The organism is Gilvibacter sp., assembly GCF_965601605.1.
Taxonomy (GTDB): domain Bacteria; phylum Bacteroidota; class Bacteroidia; order Flavobacteriales; family Flavobacteriaceae; genus Gilvibacter.
The window spans coordinates 1-15,611 of record NZ_CBFCWJ010000007.1 but is presented as its reverse complement, the minus strand read 5'-3'; the positions used below and the strand labels follow the sequence as shown (position 1 = coordinate 15,611).

Genomic DNA, 15,611 nt, shown 5'->3' with positions numbered 1-15,611 from the left:
GGCCATTGGTATTGGATTGCACTTTGGATTGACTGAAGCCCAAATCAAAACAGGCGTGGAAAGCTACAATCCAGAGAACAACCGTTCCCAATGGATCAGCAAGCCGAGAAACAAGATCCTTTTAGACGCCTATAACGCCAATCCAAGCAGCATGGAAGCCACTTTAAAAAGTTTTAAGGACTTGGATAGTGAAGCCGCTAAAACAGTCATTCTGGGTGATATGTTTGAGTTGGGCGAAACGGCCGTGGCAGAACACCAAGCCGTTGCCGATCTTGCACACTCATTGAACTTTGATCGCGTATTCCTAGTAGGCGCTAACTTTTATGCAGTAAATGCTCATGATGAACAGATCAAATGCAGCGAGTATGAAGATCTGGTTGTCGCATTGCAGCAAAAAGATGTGGAAGGCCACTTGTTACTTATAAAAGGCTCCCGAGGCATGGCTTTGGAACGTATTTTGGATATCTTGTAAACCATGCGTTTACTTCTTTTCCTTTTTACTAGTTTACTGGCCTTTGGCGCTATTGCTCAAAACAACTACGAGTACACCCAACCCGAACAGCTTAATGACGGCTGGCAGACCGCAGATCTGCGCGCACAAGGTTTAGACACTACCAAACTGTATCAGCTTTTTGCACAACTACCAGAAGCGGAGCACGAACTGCACAGTATTCTTGCGGTGCAAGGTGGCGAACTCTTCTTAGAAGAATACTTTGACGATCAGCAACGAGATGATCAACACGATTTGCGATCGGCCTCAAAAAGCATTCGATCGCTACTCATCGGTATTGCTGTAGATCAAGGTTTCATTAGCAGCATAGATGATCCCATTCAAAAATACCTCCGCCCGCTAGAGGCTAAAAAGAACCTGGATTACCGAAAGGAAAAAATCACCATAAGGCACCTTTTGACCATGTCGCCTGGCTGGGACTGCAATGATCGCGACAAAGGATCCGCTGGTCAAGAAGATCGGATATACCGCAAAAAGGACTGGCTGCAATACGCATTGGACCTTTCCATGATCAACGAGCCGGGCGAAGTGAGCAACTACTGCTCTATTGGCACAGTCATGCTTATGGAAGTGTTAGAACGCACTTCAGGGATGCCTTTGGATAACTTCGCTAAAAAATATTTGTTAGATCCTTTAGGAATTAGCAACTACCGCTGGGACCACACCTCTAAAAAAGAGGTGATATCTGCTGCAAAGCGCCTGTATATGACTCCGCGCGATATGGCTAAAATTGGGCAATTGGTATTGCAAAACGGAAATTGGAATGGACAGCAGCTGGTTTCTGAAGCTTGGGTTGCACAATCCACCAGTCAGCATACGTTTATTGATGAAAGCGGTTACGGATTTTTGTGGTGGATGACCGCCTTCCCTCATGAAGGAAAAGCGCTTCCCGGATTTGCGGCGAGTGGAAATGGCGGACAATACATTGTAGTGTTCCCTGAGATCGATGCGGTTTTCGTGTTTACTGGCGGAGCGTATAATTCACCCAAAGCACAACTGCCCCTATTTGTGATCCGCGATATTTTGATCCCCACCTTTGGCGCACGTAACTAATTGATCCTTTCTGCGTCCAATAGGCAAAACCTATGAAATGAAAAAAGAAGAAGGACTGTCCATGGGTGTGGCATTAGGAGTTTGTTTTGGAACCACCATTGGCGCAATCACTGGAAATATTGGACTCTGGTTATCACTAGGCATAGCCCTTGGTGCGGCCTTTGGCGGTGCTTTTGCAGTTGCTGCTAAGAAGAAAGAGGGCGAGGAATAATTTTTGGGCGCCTCCTGTAGTTGAACAAGTTCACTACAGGACCAGGCTTTCCGCTCAATCTTTGCGCTGCGAGCAAAGGATGCCGCTTTAATCCCTGGCGCGGAACCTTGCCTATACTTACGACTTTAAATATCTTTGACGTTCCGGGTCATTAACTCAGTTGGTTCAGAGTGTTACCTTGACAGGGTAGAAGTCACTGGTTCGAATCCAGTATGACCCACATTAAGCGAAAAATCCACACGACAGTGTGGATTTTGTGTTTACAAGAAAACCGAAAGTTTACTTTCGTGTTTGCGAGTGAACGCAAAATCACGGCTCACAGCCGTGTATTTTTCATTTACAGGAGTGCGGTTAGATGGATGCCGCAGGCAATCCAGATTACAGAAGCAGCGAAGCTGCATCTTAAGGATGCTATTTGCAACTTTGGCGATGATTGGATCACGACTAAAGGGAGTAATCCTATTGGCAATTAGTCGCTTTACTAAAAAAAATGTGTTTTCCGCTAACGCGGGTACTTCACTCAAATGTCCACCGGACATTTGATTTTGCTTTGCAAAATGTCGTTGCGTAAGGATCACGAGCATAGCGAGTAATCCATTTAATCCCACCCATTGACATCTCGATACAATTCTCGCTTCGCTCAAGTCACTCGATGTCCGTACGGCTCTCGCGCCAGCGATTGAAGCAAGCAACCGCGTAGCGCAGAAAGCGCGGTGCCGAAGGCAGGCGCCAAAATTCGTACATTTATAAGCACAAATTCGATCATATATCCTTGCGCCCCCTACTCCATTACGGCCTTCACTTTATCTTCCCCATATTGGTGGCGCTACTGTTCTATCGCAAAGATTGGAAGAAGGCGTATTTGATCTTTGTCGCTACGATGTTGGTTGACCTGGATCACCTTTTAGCCGATCCTATTTTTGACCCCAACCGTTGCAGCATTAACTTTCATCCGCTACATACCTATTATGCGATGATTGCCTATGTTATTATGGTCTTTCTAAAGAAACCCTTTCACTGGATTGGCCTAGGGCTGCTGATGCATATGCTGGCAGACTGGTCTGACTGTTTGATGATACAATAGAAGACTGCTGAGCGTATAAAAAATGTCCAGTGGACATTTTTAGCGAAGCATGCGGCCTGCCGCGCAGGATTACCGCAGTGAAGTTTTGCAACGCAAAACCAAACATCCAGTGGATGTTTGATGGAGGTAGCCGCGAAGCGGAGAAGAACTCGTTCCGTAGAATCCCGAGCGCCCCCTTCTGGGATTATCGCGCTTCCGCGCGATGATCCTGAAGGGGGCTACCACAGCAAAAAAACCCACCTCAAATAAGGTGGGTTTTGCTGTGGGCGCGAAGGGATTCGAACCCCTGACCCCTTGGGTGTAAACCAAGTGCTCTGAACCAACTGAGCTACGCGCCCTTGCTTTGTTAAGCGGTTGCAAATATAGGTTCTTTTTTTATTGGTACAATACTTTTTAAAGAAAAAATTTAGACTACTTCCGCCACGGTGAAGGTGCTTCCACCAACATAAATCAAATCCGTTTTTGAAGCCCGTCTTTTTGCCGCCCCGAGGGCCCTGCCTACACTACTGTATACCTTGCCGTTACGTTCCTGAGCTTGAAAAATAGTTCGCAATTCTTGAGCGTCCATTGCACGTGGAATCTTTGCTTGGCAGAAATAGTACCGAGCATTTTCCGGGAACATCGCAACTAAATCTGCCACCTTTTTATCGCTGACAAAACCTAGTACCAAATGCAATTGGTCATAGCTAGAATTCTTCAATTGGTTCAGCACAATTGTCAAGCCTTCTTTGTTATGAGCAGTGTCTGCAATGATTGTTGGTGATGCACCAAGCTGCTGCCAACGCCCTAATAAACCAGTGGTCTTAATGACTTGACTCAATCCCATCTTTATAGCAGCATCGGGAACATTAAAACCTCTTTTTTTCAATTGCTCCAAAGCCAGTAGTACCGTTCTGGAATTCTGTTTTTGATAATCGCCTTTGAGATCAAGAGTATAGTCAGAAAACGGTTGATCTTCTGCATAAAAAATAGGCGCTCCCACATCTTGAGCCGCTGTTTTAAAGACCTTTTTAGTCTCCGGAGTGGTTTCACCAATCACCACAGGAATTCCCGGCTTTATGATCCCCGCCTTTTCTGCCGCAATAGACGCTAGTGTATTGCCCAAAAACTGCATATGATCAAACCCAATATTGGTAATGATTCCAACCTCAGGAGTGATTACATTGGTAGAATCCAATCGGCCTCCAAGACCTACCTCAACAACGGCAATATCTACCTGCTCTTCCTTAAAGTACTTAAAGGCCATGCCTACGGTCATCTCAAAGAAAGACAACTGCTGTTGCTCAAAAAAAGCTTTATGAGCCGCTACAAATTGAACAACCGCTTGCTTGCCAATAGGTTCACCATTGATTCTAATACGCTCTCTAAAGTCTTTTAAATGCGGAGAGGTATACAACCCAACTTTGTAGCCTGCCGCCATCAGAACAGAGGCCAGCATATGACTGCAAGATCCTTTGCCATTGGTTCCTGCAACATGAATGCTTCTAAAACCCTGCTCGGGACTCCCGAGATGCTCACAAAGTGCACGGGTATTGGAAAGATCGATCTTATACGCAGCGCCCCCTACCCTTTGGTACATGGGAAGCTGCGCAAAGAGCCAATCTAATGTCTGCTGATAGTTTATAGCTTATCGTTTTATAAAACGCTTGGTCTGTGTTCCCTCAGCGCTTGAAAGTTGTAAAAAGTACACGCCTGCCTGCAGTTCGCTAACATCTATGGATTGAGAAAATGGAAGCTCTAAAACTACTTGCCCCAATGCATTATAAATGCTCAAAGAAGCATCCTGCAAAGGCAGAGAACTCGTAATATTCAAAAGCTCGTTCGCTGGGTTCGGCGCTAAGATAAGCTCCGCATCCGCAGTGAATTCATCCGTACTGAGCACGTTTACGCTAATGTCTAATTTATAACTGGAACGTCCGTAGGTAGCTGCAAAGAGCAATTCGTCAGCTTCATGAATGTCTAAATCAGTTACCACGACAGCAGGCATATTAGCTCCAATAGGAACCCAAGTGGCCCCTTCATCCTCAGAACCTAAAACACCAATATCGGTCCCTAAAAATAAGTTTCCAAAAGCGTCTTGTACAATGTCATTCACAGGAATATCCGGCAATGAAGCGCCAATGTTCGTCCAACTTGCACCAAAGTCGGTGCTCTTATAAACATGTCCGTTATCTTCTCCAAAACGATAACCAGAAAGAGTCACATAAAGGGTGTTGGTATCAAAACGAGAGGTAAGCACTTTGGTCACCCATCTGTCTGGCAAAGTAGATGAAACCTGTGTCCAATTACTCCCACCATCAGTAGTGGTCCAAATATTACCATCGTCATACCCAATGACGATCTTATCTGAATCAAAGGCAGAAACATCTATGCTCGTCAAAGTTCCAAAGCCGTTGTTACCCGGGTAAGGACCATCATGCAGAATAGGGCTGATTGCATTCCAATTGATCGCACCATCTACCGATTTATAAAGTCGCTCTGCTCCATAGTAAACAATATTGCTGTTTGCAGGATCAAAGACTATGGGTGTATCCCAGTTCTTGCGCTCAGAGCCATCTACACCGCTCAACACTACATTAAAACTGGCTGCATCATCAATGGACTTTTGCAAGAATCCACGTTGGGCAAGGGTGTAAATAGTTCCGCTATCTGTCGGATCAATGAGCGGTTGAAAGCCGTCTCCACCGGTAATGATGGTAAAGTCGCTCAGGCCTCCTGTGGTCGTTCTAAAGGTACTGTTGTCCTGAGAGCCTCCATAGAGCCTGTCGCTGTTCTGCGGATCTGCTTTTATGCGGTAAAACTGGGTAATAGGTAAGGTATCATCAAAGGTCCAGGAATTTCCGGCATCGGTGCTGGTGTACAAACCACCATCGTTCCCCAATAGGATCAGATCTGCAATGCTAGGGTGAAAGGCCAAGGCATGTTGATCCACATGTACTCCTGAGAAGGAAGGTCCCCAGCTTGCTCCACCATCTGTGGACTTCTCCATTACAAAGCCAATATTATAGAGCGTGTTCTCGTCATTTGGATCTACCGTAATGCCGCCAAACCACCAGTGGAAACCAACGTTAGTCAAACCTCCTCCACCTAAAGAACTCCAAGAATTCCCACCATTGGTCGTTTTAAAAACATCAAAGATGGAACCGTTTCTGTCGGCATATAGTGCGTAAAGCACATCGGGATTTGATTGTGCAATATCTATGCTGATGCGCCCTTTCTGTTCTGGCAAAGAAGGCAAGCCTGCGGTGAGTTCTGTCCAAGTGGCACCCGCATCCGTAGAGCGATAAATACGTGAGGTCTCTCCGCCGTAAATTCTAAAATCTGGTCTGCGAATGCGCTCCCAAGTTGCGGCATAGACGATGTTTGGATTGGTCGGATGAATTACCATATCGATCACGCCCGTGATTTCTGAAACAAAGAGCACCTGACTCCAGGTATCACCTCCGTCTGTACTTTTGTAGACTCCTTTGTTGGGATCGTCTCTAAAGAGCGGGCCCATGGCGCCTACGTAAAGAGTTTCATCATCGGTTGGATCGACTACGATCTTCCCAACGCTTCCAATGTCCGGAAGGCCTTTAGACTCCCAAGTAAGACCGCCATCAGTACTTTTAAAGATCCCGTTCCCATCATAGGCCAAGGATCCGCCTCCAGCATTAGGTTCTCCAGTACCTACGTAGATCTTATTGGAATCTGTCGTAGAAATTTCAATATCGCCAATGGACAGGTATTGCTGCCCGTCAAAGATCGGAAGCCAAGAAGCGCCTCCGTCCGTAGTTTTAAAGATTCCGCCGGAAGCAGCTCCAACGTAATAGGTATCTGAGGCAACAGGATCAATAGCAATGTCTGAGATACGACCGCCAATATTGAGTGGACCAGTAAACTCCCAAACAGTACCTCCACCACTTTTAGCAATGTTTTGACTTTGCTTCCAGGCAATAGCCTCTGGATAGGCCTGCGTTTCTATTTCTCCATAAGGGAAGGCCCGTTGCATAAAGAGTATGTCTCCGGGACGCTCCGAGGGGATGTTACTTAGGTCGTACTTTGGGGCATCACTGCAACTCATAGCAAGCAGTGCAAATAAAAAGCCCGTAAAGATTTGAATAGTAGGTTTTTTCATGGCATCATTTTTCTCAAAGATACCAAAAATGACCTCTTAATTGGACAAAGAAAAACGGTAAACGATCTTCCCGATCTGTTTTGCAGGCGCATTGGGATCTGCATTGAATTTGGTGTCCATTGCCGCGCGCTTGGCCGGCTCTAGCAAACAGCGTGAATTGTTGGTAGTTCCGCGAACTCCGGGAGTAGCGCTTATTACGTTTCCGTTGCGATCCACCTCTATACTCACCACTACGGTTCCAGCTTCATTACAGTCTTGCTGATACTTCTCTTTGTTCAAAGCAGAACGTCCACCAAGTTGATAGTTCCCATCTCCGTCTAGGCCTTTACCCGTTCCGTAATAGCTGCTGGCATTCGGATCTCCATTGGGATCACCTTTATCACCGCCAGTGGCGTCAGGACCTTCTCCTCCATCGGTCTTTCCGTCATTCTTGGGACCGTTGATGATGGATGATAGTGCGTCAGTAGTGCTTTTATCTGGCTTGGGATCTGGTTTCTTTTCCGTTTCAACTGGCTTCTCTTCCTCTGCAGGTTTGGTCTCTACCGGTTTCTGATCATCCTTAACTACAGGAGCATCTTCAATGTCTTGGGTCACCACCTCTTCATTGATGTCTTTAGAGGACTGCTGTGGATTGGATTGCGTTTGCTGCGGAGCCGTTCTTACCGTCTCCTGCGGCTGCACATTTCCAGAGCCTGTAGCGCTGGTTCCAAAATTAATGGCAATTCCGCCTTCTGGTGGTGGATCGAGATATTTCAATCCGAAGAAAAAGAGTAACAACAGCAGTATGGCCATTAAGGCGGAACTGATGCGAAAACTCTTGCGTTTATGTTCGGTATCTAAAAACCCCATATTAATTCGGGCGTACGGCGAGTACGACTTTAAAATTGTTCTTATTGGCAATATCCATTACCAAAACGGCCTTTTCAATAGGCACGCCTTCTTCTGCACGCAAAATGATGGTCGGGGAATCCTGACCTCCTAAAGCTGCTTGCAGTTCACTTTCTATGCTGTACTCACTTACGCGTTCTTTATTTACGTAGTAAGCACCTCCTTTAGTAATGCTCACAGAAGCATTTTGCTGCGCTGTTGTTTTTCCTTTTGCTTTTGGAAGTACCAGGTTGAGCGCATCTGGAGTTACGTTAGACGAAGTCAGCAAAAAGAACACCAACAACAGAAATACAATGTCTGTCATGGAGCTCATGCTGAACTCAGCCTTTACTTTATTTCTTCCTCTTAGATTCATACAGTCGTATCTAAGCTGGTTCGTTAAGAAGATCTAGGAAGTCTACAGCGTTGGCCTCCATTTGGTGCACAACCTTGTCGGTCTTGACCACCAAGTGGTTGTAACCCATATAAGCAATAATCCCAACTACAAGTCCTGCAACCGTAGTGGTCATGGCTGTATAAATCCCTTCTGCCAGTGAGCCCATCTCTGCTTGCCCACTGCTTGTAGCTAGTTGATGGAAAGCCAAAACCATACCAATCACGGTACCTAAGAAACCGATCATAGGAGCAGCACCCGCAATGGTAGCGAGTATGCTTACGTTCTTTTCCATCTTATAGACTTCCAAGCGTCCCGCATTTTCAATAGCGGTGTTGATGTCGTCTAATGGACTTCCGATTCGTGAAATTCCCTTTTCGGTCAAACGAGCCACGGGAGAGTTCTGCTGAACACATAAAAGCTTAGCCGCCTCTAAGTTTCCAGAACCTACATTGTCTCGAATTTGATTCATAAAATTGCCGTCTATCTTAGAAGCCGATTTGATCGCAAACAAGCGTTCAAAGTAGATATACATGGCCACAAAAAGCAGCACGAACAAGACAGCGATAATGATTTGACCAGCAACTCCTCCGTTGAGCAGGAGTTCCATCAATGAGATCGTTTTTTCTTCAACGACAGGTTCCAGGCCATCTACAGCATCGGTAGTTGGGTCCTGAAGTAGGAAATTCAACATAGTTTAGGTTTAATAATGGTAGAACGAACAATACGTTCAGAAATTGTAAGGGCTTAAACGAGTAGCACGCGTTGGAACAGAAGATACACTCCAGCTCCTACGGCAAAACCTACGAATGCTAACCAAGTAATTTTCTTTAAATACCAGATAAAATCGATCTTCTCCATTCCCATTGCAGCTACACCGGCAGCAGAACCAATGATCAACATAGATCCTCCCGTTCCCGCAGAATAGGCTATAAAATGCCAAAGAATCGAATCAGTTGGCGATTCATACATTCCAATAGAAGCTGCCACAAGCGGCACATTATCAATAATGGCTGAGAAGATACCCAGCAAGATCACCACTACATCCTCATAAGGAATGGCGCCTTGCAATACCTCTGCTAAATAACGCAGGGTACCTACCTGCTCTCCGTCCATGGAGGTTCCGTAAACCAAACTCTCCAGTCCAGCAACGGCCATCAGGATTCCTAAGAAGAAAAGGATACTTGATATTTCAATACGCGACAAGGCTTTGTGCGCAGAGTATTTATGTCTTTCTGATTCTGAGAAGTCTTCCTCTGGGTGAATGTATTCTGATACTAACCATACAATTCCCAAGGCAAACATCATCCCAATATAAGGGGGTAAGTGGGTTACTGTTTTAAAGATCGGCACCGATACGATCATTCCCAATCCGAGGAACAACATGGTCTTACTACTGAGTAATCTTCGGCCTTCTGCATCTTCATCTTCATCTACACCAGTCACTTCTCCTTGGAAAGGTTTCAAGCGGCTGGCAATCAAGAACGGTACAATGAAACAGGCAATAGACGGTAAGACTACAAACTTGACCAAACCTAGGGCAGTCACTTTATTTGCGATCCAAAGCATGGTGGTAGTCACATCTCCAATAGGCGACCAAGCACCTCCAGCATTTGCTGCAATCACTACCATGGAGGCAAACCAAAGACGATCTTCACGTGTTGGGATCAACTTGCGCAGCAAGGTTACCAATACGATTGTTGCCGTAAGGTTATCAATGATAGCCGATAGGATAAACGCCAAAATACCAATGATCCAAAGCAGACGCTTCTTGCTCTTGGTCTTTACAGCTCCTTTGAGAATCTCAAAACCACGGTGCAGATCAATGATCTCTACAATGGTCATGGCTCCTATCAGGAAGATGAGTATCTCTGCCGTTTTACCCAGGTGATGCAGCAGGGTATTGGAGAAGCCTTCCTCCATATGATGATCCCCCGCTATATAGGTAAACACATTCTCATGGGTATCAATGACACTAAACCAGCCCGAGGCAAATCCAACAGAAAGGACGGCCCAAATAAGGGCAGCCATAATAAGGGCGGGTACTGTTTTATCCAAGCGGAGCGGATGCTCCAAGGTGATAGATAAATAACCAAAGACAAAAATGAGAATGATGATAGATTCCATACAGTTGGTAGTTTATATGAGTTGTTTTAAAGCGATCTCAAATGCGGTTTCGCTTATTCTTGTTTTATTCGGATTCGATTGGTGTGTAGCTTCCAAAGCACGTCTAATGGTCTGAGAAGTATCATTAAAGATCGCTTCATCGGTCATTTGTACTTTTCGCTCCATAAAGTAAGCAAAAACTCTGGCCATTCCACAATTTGAAATAAAATCTGGGATCAAACTAACCTCGCGGTCTGTGTGCTCCATAATAGAACCGAAGAAAATCTCCGGATCAGCAAAAGGAACATTCGCTCCACAAGAGATCACTTCCAAACCTGAGCCAATCATTTGATCGATCTGATCTTGAGTGATCAAACGAGATGCCGCACAAGGCGCAAAGACTTCAGTCTCCAAGCCCCAGATACGCTCGTTCATTTCCTCAAACGGGATCATATTGTCCACCATGAGTTCATTACCACGCTTGTTCAAAAAGAACTCGGTAACCTCTTCCATGGAGAAACCGGTTTCATTGATCACTCCGCCGTGACGGTCAATGATCCCCACAACCTTAGCTCCCATTAAGGCCAAATAATAAGCCGCGGCTGACCCCACGTTCCCAAAACCTTGGATCACGGCGCGCTTTCCGACAACAGATCCGCCGTAAACCTCATAGTAGTGTTTTACAGCTTCCGCAACACCAAAACCAGTGATCATATCGGCCACTGTGTATTTTTTAGTTACGTCTGGGGAGTAGTTCGGGTTTTCAATTACTTTGATCACCCCTTGGCGCAATTGTCCAATGCGGTTGATCTTGTCGGCCTCAGTCGGCTTAAAGTGTCCTGAGAAAACTCCTTCCTGCGGATGCCAAACACCGCTGGCCTCCGTAATTGGAATTACTTCGTGGATTTCGTCTACATTGAGATCTCCACCTGTACCGTAATAGGATTTCAGCAAAGGAGAAACGGCCGCATACCAACGTTCTAAAACTTCCTTTTTACGAGGATCTGCGGGATCAAAATTGATCCCCGATTTAGCGCCTCCAATGGCAGGTCCGGAAACTGTAAATTTCACTTCCATGGTTTTGGCCAATGAAAGTACTTCATTCATATCCAAACCTTTGCGCATTCTGGTTCCACCACCAGCCGCTCCACCACGAAGCGAATTGATGACTGTCCAGCCTTCTGCGTCGGTATATGGATCATTCCAATGGAACACGATTTCTGGTGCTTTATTCTCGTAAGCTTTAAGGAGTTGTTTCATTTAGTTGGTTGGCATTGTAGCATGACAAATATAACAAACTTAAGTACCCAAACGGTTCGTGATAACTAAATATTAGCGTTAAATATCAGCCCGCTAGAATGATCTTTGCTCGCCCCAGTGACCGAGGCTAAACAATTGACCTCGTCACGCAGTTTGAGCACGCCCAAAAGTGCAAAAATCAAGGCCTCTTTATATTCAATAAGTTGTTTGTCCGGAACAGTGATTTTCAACGACTTATAAGACTCTACACGCTGTAAAAGGTATCCGTTATAGGCTCCGCCTCCGGTAAATAAGACTTTACAGCCCGATTTTAACGGCTTTGCAATCTGATAGGCCATATGCTCCACAAATGTAGCTAGAGCATCTGCTGGCTTGAGCTCATTGTGTTTGAACTTTTTATGAATTTCACTGCGGACCCATTCCAGACCTAAGGACTTTGGAGGTTGCTGCGCGTAGTAATCCAAGCTGTTGAGTTGTTCCAATAACTGATCATTCACAGTTCCGCTTTGCGCGATCTTTCCACCATCGTCATAAGCCAATCCTAAAGGCTCAACCAGCGCGTTGAGTATGATATTGACCGGACAGAGATCATAGGCAATGCGCTTGCCATCGTGCTCATAAGAAAGGTTTGCAAAACCTCCAAGGTTGATGCAATAGTCATAATCCCCAAAAAGCAAACGGTCTCCAATTGGAACTAAAGGAGCTCCTTGCCCACCCAAGGCAACATCTTGCACTCTAAAATCACATACCACTCGTTGGCCGGTGATCTCAGCAAGCTGTTTTTGATTCCCGATCTGGCGTGTTACTCCCAGATCTGGTCGGTGCAAGGCCGTATGTCCATGGGAACAGACCGCGTCCAAATGCTGAATGTTATACTTAGAAATAAATGCTTTGATCTGCTCGCCTAAAAACTGGGAATAGCGCGAATCTGCTGCGTCCAACTCCTCCTCGCTGAGATTGACCAGATCAGCTAAAAAAGCTTTCTCCCGCTTTTCATCGTAGGGTAACATTTGGGTGTGTCCAAATTCATAAGTCCAAACCCCTTGATCTACAGTGAAGAAAACCTCAGCCAAGTCAATCCCGTCCAGCGATGTACCAGACATCACTCCCAAGACGTGATATTGATTTTTAAGCATTCTTAAAAATAACAGGATTTATTGAAAATATGCTATTTAAGAAGTATCTTTGCTAACCTTTTTTGAGAATAATTTAAAGAATACTGAATTCCATGGATTTTACCTTAACCGAAGAACACGAAATGATCCGCGAAGCGGCTCGTGATTTTGCAAAGAACGAATTGCTTCCAGGCGTTGTAGAGCGCGACAACAAACAAGAATTCCCGGCGGCCCAGATCAAGCAGATGGGAGAACTTGGATTTATGGGGATGATGGTAGATCCGCAGTACGGCGGAGGCGGAATGGACACGGTTTCATACGTATTGGCCATGGAAGAACTCAGTAAGATCGATGCCTCTGCATCGGTAGTAATGTCTGTAAACAACTCTTTGGTATGCTATGGAATCCAAGCCTTCGGCAGCGATATGCACAAGGAGAAGTATTTGACCAAATTGGCCTCTGGAGAAGCTCTTGGAGCTTTTTGTTTGAGTGAGCCGGAAGCAGGATCGGATGCAACTTCTCAAAAAACCACGGCCATTGATATGGGTGACCACTACGTGCTAAACGGAACCAAGAACTGGATCACTAACGGAAGCACCTCTGACTATTATATTGTGATCGCTCAAACGGATCGCGATAAAGGCCACCGCGGAATCAACGCGCTTATTGTAGAAAAAGGATGGGAAGGTTTTGAGATCGGCCCTAAAGAAGATAAACTCGGTATCCGCGGAAGCGATACTCACTCTTTGATCTTTAACGACGTTAAAGTTCCTAAAGAGAACCGTATTGGTGAGGACGGCTTCGGATTCAAATTCGCCATGAAGACCCTAAGTGGTGGGCGTATTGGAATTGCCGCTCAGGCTTTAGGTATTGCTCAAGGAGCTTACGAATTGGCCAGAGAATACTCTAAAGTGCGTAAGGCCTTTGGTACAGAGATCTGCAACCACCAAGCCATTGCCTTTAAGTTGGCAGACATGCACGTAAAGATCGAAGCTGCTCGTCATTTAGTAATGAAAGCTGCTTGGGACAAAGACAACGGCAACAACTACGATTTGAGTGGTGCTATGGCCAAACTATATGCCTCTCAAGTTGCCATGGAAGTAACGGTAGAAGCGGTACAAGTGCACGGCGGAAACGGTTATGTAAAAGAATATCACGTGGAGCGCCTGATGCGTGACGCGAAGATCACGCAGATCTACGAAGGAACTAGCGAGATCCAAAAGATCGTGATCTCCAGAAGTCTATTGAAAGATTAATCTGAATTAGCCCACTGTAAAAAGCCCCGAGTTATCCGCTCGGGGTTTTTTTTGTTGAAATCGCTCAAATTGTACACTATAGTTGCTTTTTGTAACATTTTGAGTTCGTTTAAGACTAATAGTCGAAAGCTTTTCCGAAATGAGTGCGTTAACTCATTTTTTTTACCGAAATTGATACTCCGAAAATTTTAGCAACCTTAAAACAATAGTCTTACTATGGCTGACGATTTTGACTTATTAGAGACCGATTCTGGCCCCGCACAAGAGAAAGTAGATGTGAACTGGGGTAAAACAATGGACCAAATGAAAGCCAAGTTGGCGCAAGAGGATGATCCGGAAGTTCGTCAAAAGATACTCAACGCGACCTTGGACGACGTAGTAGGCATGGCAGAAAAGGATCGCAGCTCCCTATTAGAAGCGATCAAAGACCTTACCGACTATCAGGATGAAGTAGGAATCATCTTCGAGAAGTTCTCTACCCTCAATGCAGAGGAACAAAAAGTAATTGACCGTGCACAAGCTGCTTTGGACAAAGCCAAGGTGGAACTGCAAGATGCAGAGAACGTCAAGGACAATTGGTGGAACAACCTCTTTGGACGCAAGTCCCGCATCAAGCGCAAAGAAGAAGAGCTCAAAGTCGCAGAGAAAGCCCGCGATGCAGCAGACCTTCGCGCTAAGCAAATGTTCCAAGAGCGCATAGAGAATGCAGACATACAAACCTTGCTCAACGAGCTTTCGTACAAGAGTCAGGCTGCTGTTACCCGTTTGAAGAACCGTGAGGTAGAGATCAAAGAGGTAGAAGAGAAATTGCAGGTAGCTATTGTTGAAGCATCCAAGAACCACAACAAGGCCTTAGAGAAAAAGCAAGAGACTGAAGAAAAACTCGAAGAGCAATACGCCCTTTTAAAGCAAGCCCGTCAAGAGCTTGAGGAGATCACTGATAAGCAATCGCCAGAGTATTCTGAGGCCATTGCCAAGATCACTCAGTTGGAGCAAAAGGTAGAAGAACTTGAAGGTCTTAAAAACGCCTACACTACCCTTGCCGCTTCTAAGGACAGCTTTGTGCACAAGCACAACTTGACCATCAAAGTATTGACTTCTCTGCGAAGCAATTTGCAATCGCATAGAGCCAAGCTTAAAAGTGATACCGACGAGCGTCTGAAGTACTACGACGGATATGTTGTTGCCCTTAAGGCGAGAACCGATCAAGAGTTCGCAGCGATCTTAGAGCACTTAGGGGTTAAAACCGATGAGCATATTGGACAAACCCTTGCGGCTATGCATACGGCTTCTGCCAAGGCCCGTCAGCAGATGATGGACAACATCCCAGTTCACGAGAAAGTGATGCAGGGTGTTTACAGTTCCTATGCTGAGGCTTTACAAGAACTGCGTAAAAAGGATGCAGAGATCCAAAAGGACTTCGCCAATCGTTACGGGATTGACATGAAGGAGATCTTTGAGGACTATTATGCTACTGATGATGCTCCTGCACCAAGCGGTGACGGCGGCGGTGATGATCCGGCTCCGGCTCCAGACCCTGCAGACGACGACTTGCTCGGATAAACTCCGAAGCCACATCTTTTAATTTTAAACTTTCACGTGAAAGCGAGAGCTTATGGGCTTACATGACATAGTTA

Annotated in this window: 14 protein-coding genes and 2 tRNA genes; 7 read left to right on the top strand and 9 right to left on the bottom strand. The window is 45.6% G+C overall.

Features of this window, described 5'->3' with window-relative positions; genetic code table 11:
- From ACSLP7_RS01125 to ACSLP7_RS01105, 5 genes are all read left to right on the top strand, one after another.
- Positions 1-472, top strand: a 472-nt coding sequence (locus tag ACSLP7_RS01125) for a glutamate ligase domain-containing protein (protein WP_435577602.1), incomplete at its 5' end; no start/stop codon positions are given.
- Positions 473-475: 3 nt separating this feature from the next.
- Complete coding sequence (locus ACSLP7_RS01120) at positions 476-1,564, top strand: serine hydrolase domain-containing protein (protein ID WP_435577601.1); 1,089 nt, start codon at positions 476-478, stop codon at positions 1,562-1,564.
- 37 nt (positions 1,565-1,601) lie between these two features.
- Entirely contained in the window at positions 1,602-1,775 is a 174-nt protein-coding gene (locus tag ACSLP7_RS01115) for a hypothetical protein (protein WP_435577600.1), read from the top strand.
- 145 nt (positions 1,776-1,920) lie between these two features.
- Positions 1,921-1,995 (top strand) — tRNA-Val (locus ACSLP7_RS01110).
- Between the two features lie 552 nt (positions 1,996-2,547).
- Positions 2,548-2,859: a DUF6122 family protein gene (locus tag ACSLP7_RS01105; protein ID WP_435577599.1), complete on the top strand. Its 312-nt coding sequence runs from the start codon at positions 2,548-2,550 to the stop codon at positions 2,857-2,859.
- 263 nt (positions 2,860-3,122) lie between these two features.
- Here ACSLP7_RS01105 and ACSLP7_RS01100 read toward each other — a convergent pair.
- The 9 genes from ACSLP7_RS01100 to ACSLP7_RS01060 form a co-directional block, all read right to left on the bottom strand.
- Positions 3,123-3,197: transfer RNA gene (locus ACSLP7_RS01100), tRNA-Val, on the bottom strand.
- 68 nt (positions 3,198-3,265) lie between these two features.
- Entirely contained in the window at positions 3,266-4,438 is a 1,173-nt protein-coding gene (locus ACSLP7_RS01095) for a bifunctional folylpolyglutamate synthase/dihydrofolate synthase (RefSeq protein ID WP_435577598.1), read from the bottom strand.
- Between the two features lie 48 nt (positions 4,439-4,486).
- Entirely contained in the window at positions 4,487-6,976 is a 2,490-nt protein-coding gene (locus ACSLP7_RS01090; protein WP_435577597.1) for a VPS10 domain-containing protein, read from the bottom strand.
- 36 nt (positions 6,977-7,012) lie between these two features.
- Entirely contained in the window at positions 7,013-7,825 is an 813-nt protein-coding gene (locus tag ACSLP7_RS01085; protein WP_435577596.1) for an energy transducer TonB, read from the bottom strand.
- Between the two features lies 1 nt (position 7,826).
- On the bottom strand, positions 7,827-8,219 hold the full coding sequence (locus ACSLP7_RS01080) for an ExbD/TolR family protein (RefSeq protein ID WP_272831713.1): 393 nt from the start codon (positions 8,217-8,219) through the stop codon (positions 7,827-7,829).
- 10 nt (positions 8,220-8,229) lie between these two features.
- On the bottom strand, positions 8,230-8,931 hold the full coding sequence (locus tag ACSLP7_RS01075) for a MotA/TolQ/ExbB proton channel family protein (RefSeq protein ID WP_272831712.1): 702 nt from the start codon (positions 8,929-8,931) through the stop codon (positions 8,230-8,232).
- A gap of 53 nt (positions 8,932-8,984) precedes the next feature.
- A complete protein-coding gene (nhaD, locus tag ACSLP7_RS01070; RefSeq protein WP_435577595.1) occupies positions 8,985-10,364 on the bottom strand; it encodes a sodium:proton antiporter NhaD in 1,380 nt (459 codons plus the stop codon).
- A gap of 12 nt (positions 10,365-10,376) precedes the next feature.
- Complete coding sequence (locus ACSLP7_RS01065; RefSeq protein WP_435577594.1) at positions 10,377-11,603, bottom strand: Glu/Leu/Phe/Val dehydrogenase dimerization domain-containing protein; 1,227 nt, start codon at positions 11,601-11,603, stop codon at positions 10,377-10,379.
- 65 nt (positions 11,604-11,668) lie between these two features.
- Positions 11,669-12,739, bottom strand: a complete 1,071-nt coding sequence (locus ACSLP7_RS01060) for an anhydro-N-acetylmuramic acid kinase (RefSeq protein ID WP_435577593.1) — start codon at positions 12,737-12,739, stop codon at positions 11,669-11,671.
- Between the two features lie 92 nt (positions 12,740-12,831).
- Between ACSLP7_RS01060 and ACSLP7_RS01055 the strand changes: the two genes are divergently transcribed.
- Both ACSLP7_RS01055 and ACSLP7_RS01050 read left to right on the top strand, forming a co-directional pair.
- Positions 12,832-13,974: an acyl-CoA dehydrogenase gene (locus tag ACSLP7_RS01055; RefSeq protein ID WP_291183106.1), complete on the top strand. Its 1,143-nt coding sequence runs from the start codon at positions 12,832-12,834 to the stop codon at positions 13,972-13,974.
- Positions 13,975-14,190: 216 nt separating this feature from the next.
- On the top strand, positions 14,191-15,537 hold the full coding sequence (locus ACSLP7_RS01050; protein WP_435577592.1) for a microtubule-binding protein: 1,347 nt from the start codon (positions 14,191-14,193) through the stop codon (positions 15,535-15,537).
- The last annotated feature ends 74 nt before the right edge of the window (positions 15,538-15,611 follow it).

Excerpts from the sequence above, each read along its gene's own strand:
- ACSLP7_RS01120 (WP_435577601.1), top strand. The coding sequence starts at position 476 with ATGCGTTTACTTCTTTTCCTTTTTACTAGTTTACTGGCCTTTGGCGCT.
- ACSLP7_RS01115 (WP_435577600.1), top strand. The coding sequence starts at position 1,602 with ATGAAAAAAGAAGAAGGACTGTCCATGGGTGTGGCATTAGGAGTTTGT.
- ACSLP7_RS01095 (WP_435577598.1), bottom strand. The coding sequence starts at position 4,438 with ATGTACCAAAGGGTAGGGGGCGCTGCGTATAAGATCGATCTTTCCAAT.
- ACSLP7_RS01090 (WP_435577597.1), bottom strand. The coding sequence starts at position 6,976 with ATGAAAAAACCTACTATTCAAATCTTTACGGGCTTTTTATTTGCACTG.
- ACSLP7_RS01085 (WP_435577596.1), bottom strand. The coding sequence starts at position 7,825 with ATGGGGTTTTTAGATACCGAACATAAACGCAAGAGTTTTCGCATCAGT.
- ACSLP7_RS01080 (WP_272831713.1), bottom strand. The coding sequence starts at position 8,219 with ATGAATCTAAGAGGAAGAAATAAAGTAAAGGCTGAGTTCAGCATGAGC.
- ACSLP7_RS01075 (WP_272831712.1), bottom strand. The coding sequence starts at position 8,931 with ATGTTGAATTTCCTACTTCAGGACCCAACTACCGATGCTGTAGATGGC.
- nhaD (WP_435577595.1), bottom strand. The coding sequence starts at position 10,364 with ATGGAATCTATCATCATTCTCATTTTTGTCTTTGGTTATTTATCTATC.
- ACSLP7_RS01065 (WP_435577594.1), bottom strand. The coding sequence starts at position 11,603 with ATGAAACAACTCCTTAAAGCTTACGAGAATAAAGCACCAGAAATCGTG.
- ACSLP7_RS01060 (WP_435577593.1), bottom strand. The coding sequence starts at position 12,739 with ATGCTTAAAAATCAATATCACGTCTTGGGAGTGATGTCTGGTACATCG.
- ACSLP7_RS01055 (WP_291183106.1), top strand. The coding sequence starts at position 12,832 with ATGGATTTTACCTTAACCGAAGAACACGAAATGATCCGCGAAGCGGCT.
- ACSLP7_RS01050 (WP_435577592.1), top strand. The coding sequence starts at position 14,191 with ATGGCTGACGATTTTGACTTATTAGAGACCGATTCTGGCCCCGCACAA.